Source organism: Rodentibacter trehalosifermentans, from assembly GCF_002000545.1.
Lineage (GTDB): Bacteria > Pseudomonadota > Gammaproteobacteria > Enterobacterales > Pasteurellaceae > Rodentibacter > Rodentibacter trehalosifermentans.
The window spans coordinates 1-5,685 of sequence record NZ_MLHL01000042.1; the positions used below are offsets into that span (position 1 = coordinate 1).

Consider the following 5,685-nt stretch of genomic DNA (forward strand, 5'->3'; position numbering starts at 1 on the left):
TAGTCTTTTCTTTATACCAAAATGAGGTAATCAAATGAATATCAATGAAGCTCTTAATATTTTAAATCTTTCCGGATCTGTAACAAAAGCAGATATTGCAAAGGCTTATAAACGCCTTGCGGTAAAATACCACCCTGATAAAAATCCGACTGGCGCGGAAATGATGAAAATCATCAATGCAGCGTATGAAATGCTTAAAAATCTTGATTTAGAGGAGATTAAACATACAGACCAAGAAAATGCGTACAACTACGCGGAAGTTTTGGAAGAAGTTATCCGTGAAGTTTTGAAAATGCACGGCGTAATTATTGAAATCTGTGGTAACTGGATTTGGCTTTCAGGGGAAACGCGTCAATATAAAGAACAAATTAAGGCTTTGGGCTGCTTGTGGGCTTCTAAAAAGAAACAATGGTACTTCCGACCAGCTGAACATAAAAGTTCACGTCATAAAGCGTGGGATATGGATAAAATCCGTTCTCACTATGGTTCAGAAATCTTGAAAGGAAATTCTTTTCTTAATCTTAATGACTTTCAAAAAACAACTTTACCGGCAGCAGCTTAATTTTTAATTGATAGCCCGTGAAAACGGGCTTATAGGGGCGAAATATGTGTTTAAATTTTTTAGATTTAGAAAGTAATTTTTCAAAAAAAGTGAACGAATGGGAAGAAATTCTCGCTTATTATGATGATTATGTAGATGATGATGAAGTTTGGGCGATTGCTCGGGAATCAAAGCAAGTGCCTATATTAGCGAACATTTATCAAGCAATTTTATTGAGTAAAATTCAGTATCATTTTTGCGAAGATTTAGGCTCGGAAGAGGTTAAATTTTGGACTTACATCAATTCAATAGATACGCATTTGCATATAAATGAAATAGATATTTTAACTTTTGATAATTATAAAGAGGCGTTAAATAGAGCTAAGAAAAATTTAAATTAACCTTTTAAAAAAATTATAAAATACTTTGTTTTTTACTTGTATTTATTTTTTGAATTTGCTATTATAGTCTCAAGTTAAGCGGGAATGGTTGCTAAATCTTACCGCTTAACGATATGCCAAAAGTGGCAATCTAATCTTAAATCTTAAGAGGATTTCAAAATGTCTAATCAAGACTTGAAAAGCCGTTTTTCTGCGGTAGTAACCGAATTTTTTAATACTAATCCGCTTTGTTCTTTTTGGAAAAAAGAACAAAACGGGCTTGATTTCTGCGCTCAAATTCAAGGTGTGAAAGTGAGTATTGAATTTATTGTAGGATCTAGCCGGGTTAAAGCCTGTGTTTCTGTTGGTAAATATAGAGAACGGGGGTATTTATACCATAAAATTTCCTTTTCTCTTGATAAAAAATCGTTTGCCAGCGATTTTAAAAGATTGGCTTTTGATAAAGTGGAAAATGCAATCAATGAAATTGTGTCGTATAGAAATGAACGCAAACTAATCGAAGAAAATTTTGAACATAAATTACAAGCATTTCGCCGTTATTTTCCCTTTGAAGCTAATTTGTCGGGGCGAATTTCAACCCGGGGGGGCGCAATGCCTAAAAAATTAAGATCGGTTGAGCTTTCAGGTATGAATGGCGAAAGAGATTACTATATGAAGCAACTTACATTTTCATCTGATGATACTGATTTTCTAATGAAAATTTGTGCTTGCGTTTCTGAATTGCTTAAGCAATAAGACGCGTAAATAAGTGAATTTAGCGGTTAAATCGCTTGATTTAGCCGCTTGTTAGGCAAATAATATCAATACATTAAGGCTTAAATATGAATTTACTATCAATGACTAAAAACCAAATTTTTAATTTACTTTACAACCTTTCAGGTTACTCTTTCAACGAAAAAGCGTTTGTAGAGCTGCTCAAAAAACGCGGATTTGAAGCCTCAACAGGCAAAATCAGAAATTGGCGACGTGCAAACACTGATAATCAAAATTATCGCCCTGTGCCGGATTTTGTTTTAGAAGTGATTTTTGAAGAATTCTTTAAGGCAAAAAGAGCGAATGATGGTGTTTTAACGCTACCATTCATTCAACCAGTAAAGAAAATCGAAGAAAAATAGTTACCTTGTAACTGATAAATATGCGGAGAACAAGCAAGGGGTAAAATTTATTGAATTAGAATAGAAAAATACCTAGCTTTTGCTAGGTATTTTTACAAAACAAATATGCGGTATTTACTTAATAATAGCTATCAAGTGGGGCTATTATCATAAAAAAACAGGCAAAATACAAGTATTTCAGCCGCTTTTTTATAATAATGCGGATCGCTTCGCGTTCCGCTCAATGTGTACGGAGGAATGATGAATAGGGAATTACTTTCAATTACTTTGCAAATGATAAAACCTCTTAATGATCTTGAACATAATTTGTCTTGTGATATTGGAGAAGTTGTCTTTACACACCCCTTAACAGAAATGCGAATAGAGATATATAAAAAATTAGAATGTTATGAATGGCGATTAGTGTTAATTGAGCCTACAAACACTGGAGTAGCGCAAAAAGTCTGTAAATTTGATAGTTCAATGTGTTTTTATTCTTCTCTCAACGCCGCATTAAGGGACGCTCTTTTATTTTCCTTTATAAATAATTTTTAGCAAAAGCTGCTTAATTTTAAGCAGCTTTTGCTTCTTTTCTTAATCTGTATGCTGTTGAATTAGATATATTGTATTTTTGAGCTAATTTAGAAATAGAATAATTCTTTTTTACATCACGCCAAAATGCCTTTTTCTGCTCTTCTGTGAGTGCTTTAGGTCGCCCACCTTTGCCGTCCTCTCCTTTTGCTAAACGCCCCTCTAAGGTTCTCTCTCGAATTAAATTGCGTTCCATCTCGGCTAATGCTGCCATAAACACAAATTTAACCTTATCGAATGGATCGGCGCGTTTTTCTGTATCAATCACTCCATCAAGACTTTTTAGTCCTATTCCCCGGCTTTCCAATTCTTCATAAAGGTTTAAAATTTGGCTTGTGCTTCTCCCTAGCCGGTCTAATTTAGTTACAACGATTGTGTCGCCCTCGCGGACAAAATCGAGCAATTCTTTTAATCTTGAAGCATTTTTTTTCTTTTCACCAGAATTTTTACCGGTGAAAATTTTAAAGCAGCCAATGTCTTCAAGCTGTTTTATCTGTTCTTCATAACTTTGCCCGACTGTACTTACCCTAGCAAATCTGATTAGCGGCATAAAATAACTCCCAATACCAATTCAAAACTTAATGCTTAATATCCTTGTTTTCTTAGTGCTTTAAAAAACTCTAACATATCTCCAATTTCAAATGATTCTCCACTAAATGATTTTCTAAGATAATGTCCTAAAGAATTTCTAAATCCAAATTCGGTTTCTTCTATTGGTCGGAAGTCAAAATACCGCTTGCCATATCGAAGTTTATATAACTCAGAATAATAGTAGTCCTTACTTTGTATATGGGCTTTTAAATATTCATTTTTTTCGAGAAAATAGGAATCAAGATCGAGTAACGATATTATATACTTGTTTATATCTTCTCTATACTCGTCCCATTCTTTACATACGCCTCTGTTTGTATCTAATACCTTATTTAATTCTTCTCTAGTTATTCCGCCTAATAAGCGTATAAGAAATTCTTTTACTTTCATTTTGTTTTCCTTTGTTCAAAACTTAACATTAATAAAATTTTATAAAAATTAGCTTAGTCACCATTAGAACTATTAACCATAAAAAAATAAACATTGGTAAATTGGAAGCCTTAATTCCTGCAAATGTTTTAGGATATGATTCAGTAGATTTAGTTATATTATCTAAATTTAGATTAGATTTGCTAGAATTTAAAGCATCATCTAAATTTAGATTGGATTTCTCCCATTGTTCTAATTCGTGATTAGATTTTTTCACAAAGTAAAGGTAAATCGCATAAATAATCAATGCAGAAATAATTGACAGTATCCAAATTAATTTCATTTTATCATCCTATATTGCATGTTAAAAATCAAAACTTTCTAAGTTTTGTTCTTACATCATCTAAATTCATTCTCTTTGGATTTTTTTCGGTGTCTAATAAGTATAAACCTAGCCCAACAAATAAAATTAAGAAAGTTATTCCATAAAACATTTATTACCCCTATCTATTCAAAACTTAACGAATTTAATGAGTTTAACTGTTCTGTTAAATCTTGCTTTATTGTAGATACTCTTACGTAACCTATCTTGGTTATTTTTTATTTTCTATGAATTTATCGATTTTTTTGATATATTGTTCATTTTTCCTTTTTTAATTTCTTCCGATTGTTCATACTCTAGCTTGTTAATAAATTTCATTAGATCTCCTTCTTCTATATAATCCTTGCCTATTTTTTCTAAGATAAAAGTCTTTAATTTACTTATTGTATCTGGAGAGAGTAAGCATAATAACTCATTATGTAATAATTTTTCTACACGAATGCTTATAAATAGATGCCCTATAGATACAAGGAGTAAAAGAAGAAGAAAGGTGAGTAATACATGAGTCATAGTTCTAGTGAACGGGCTAGAAAATGAGTATTCATCAGGGATAGAGTTATACCAATAATTGCTAAGCAGTATAGCCGTTATGGAACAAGACACCATAAGGATTATAAACTTGTATAAAAACAGTTTCCGATATAGCTTTCTTAATATTTTTATATCATTTTTCATATTTGTATAGCCTACTTAATTATGTTTTGTACTATTGGATTTTCTAATAATTCACTTATAGAAGAAGTGAAAAATATCATAAATAAACCAAATAAAAGAAGAAATAAGATTATTTTTATCTTTTAAACTTAACGCTATTGCTCTGAATTTTTCTCTGATTTGTCTGATACCTTTGATTCAAGCTCAGCTTCTACTTCCGATATATATTTTTCCATATTGTCAAGCAATAGACCGTCCATTGCCATTTGACAAATGTTCTTATTTACTCCTTGAATTGCAAAAGCCTGCTCTTTGAGCTTTGGATAATTATCTAGTAAAGGCTTAGAATGGGCTTTTGCTGATAGACAATGGAGTCCTATTATTTCAGGAAGTGTGCCGCCTAATTCAAGATTCTCATATATTAGGTATTTGTTTGCGTTACTTATATCTTCCTTTGTAAAGGTTTTACCAATAACTAAAGCCGGGAATATAGATAAGATTGTGATTAATGTTTTTTTCATTTTATTTTCCTTAAAACTTAACAGATTTGAATAAGATAATACAGCTATATTCAAAACTATTTAATGTTTATTTTTGACTATATTCAAAAATAAATGACGTGCTTTTGAATATGCTTGATTGTTTTTTATCTCTCTATTTTGTATAATAAAATCTCAATTTATAATTTAAAAGAGAGGGGAATATGTACGCCATTGCTTTTGATCTCGATACTTCTATGTTAAAAGAGCTATACTCAACAGAGAGTTGGCAAAATGCCTACGGTGATATTAAAAAGACACTTGAATCTTTAGGTTTTGATCATCAACAAGGTAGCGTGTATTTTGGTGACAAGGATATGACTGCGGTCAAATGTGTTTTAGCAGCACAAACACTATCTAAAACTTACTCTTGGTTTAAGCCGTCAGTATCAGATATTAGAATGTTAAGAATTGAAGAATTAAACGATCTGGCACCTGCACTATAATTTATCTGTACATTTCCAGCCTCTAGCAAATTGTTAGAGGCTTTTTATTTGGGGGCTTCCCCTCCCGTTGGTCGGGT

General features: G+C 31.9%; 9 protein-coding genes. 5 read left to right on the forward strand and 4 right to left on the reverse strand.

Translation table 11 applies throughout. The features are described from left to right. Nucleotides 1-34: 34 nt before the first annotated feature. The 4 genes from BKK52_RS07880 to BKK52_RS07895 all read left to right on the forward strand — a co-directional run bounded on the left by BKK52_RS07880 (nucleotide 35) and on the right by BKK52_RS07895 (nucleotide 2,057). Nucleotides 35-562, forward strand: coding sequence for a J domain-containing protein (locus BKK52_RS07880; RefSeq protein WP_077478454.1), 528 nt, complete (start codon nucleotides 35-37; stop codon nucleotides 560-562). Between the two features lie 44 nt (nucleotides 563-606). Next, a complete protein-coding gene (locus BKK52_RS07885) occupies nucleotides 607-942 on the forward strand; it encodes a hypothetical protein (protein WP_077478455.1) in 336 nt (111 codons plus the stop codon). A 159-nt stretch (nucleotides 943-1,101) separates the two neighbouring features. Then, nucleotides 1,102-1,677 (forward strand): hypothetical protein, encoded by a 576-nt coding sequence (locus BKK52_RS07890; RefSeq protein WP_077478456.1) that lies wholly within the window; start codon nucleotides 1,102-1,104, stop codon nucleotides 1,675-1,677. Between the two features lie 86 nt (nucleotides 1,678-1,763). Next, nucleotides 1,764-2,057 (forward strand): hypothetical protein, encoded by a 294-nt coding sequence (locus BKK52_RS07895; protein ID WP_077478457.1) that lies wholly within the window; start codon nucleotides 1,764-1,766, stop codon nucleotides 2,055-2,057. A 550-nt stretch (nucleotides 2,058-2,607) separates the two neighbouring features. On the opposite strand, the gene BKK52_RS07905 is transcribed toward BKK52_RS07895, so the two are convergent. The 4 genes from BKK52_RS07905 to BKK52_RS07925 form a co-directional block, all read right to left on the reverse strand. Then, a complete protein-coding gene (locus BKK52_RS07905; RefSeq protein ID WP_077478459.1) occupies nucleotides 2,608-3,177 on the reverse strand; it encodes a recombinase family protein in 570 nt (189 codons plus the stop codon). 35 nt (nucleotides 3,178-3,212) lie between these two features. Continuing rightward, nucleotides 3,213-3,608, reverse strand: a complete 396-nt coding sequence (locus BKK52_RS07910; protein ID WP_077478460.1) for a hypothetical protein — start codon at nucleotides 3,606-3,608, stop codon at nucleotides 3,213-3,215. Between the two features lie 28 nt (nucleotides 3,609-3,636). Next, a complete protein-coding gene (locus tag BKK52_RS13660; RefSeq protein ID WP_077478461.1) occupies nucleotides 3,637-3,930 on the reverse strand; it encodes a hypothetical protein in 294 nt (97 codons plus the stop codon). Nucleotides 3,931-4,778: 848 nt separating this feature from the next. After that, nucleotides 4,779-5,144, reverse strand: coding sequence for a hypothetical protein (locus BKK52_RS07925; protein ID WP_077478463.1), 366 nt, complete (start codon nucleotides 5,142-5,144; stop codon nucleotides 4,779-4,781). 182 nt (nucleotides 5,145-5,326) lie between these two features. On the opposite strand from BKK52_RS07925, the gene BKK52_RS07930 reads away from it, so the two are divergent. Further along, nucleotides 5,327-5,608: a virulence factor gene (locus BKK52_RS07930; RefSeq protein ID WP_077478464.1), complete on the forward strand. Its 282-nt coding sequence runs from the start codon at nucleotides 5,327-5,329 to the stop codon at nucleotides 5,606-5,608. Nucleotides 5,609-5,685 lie beyond the last annotated feature (77 nt).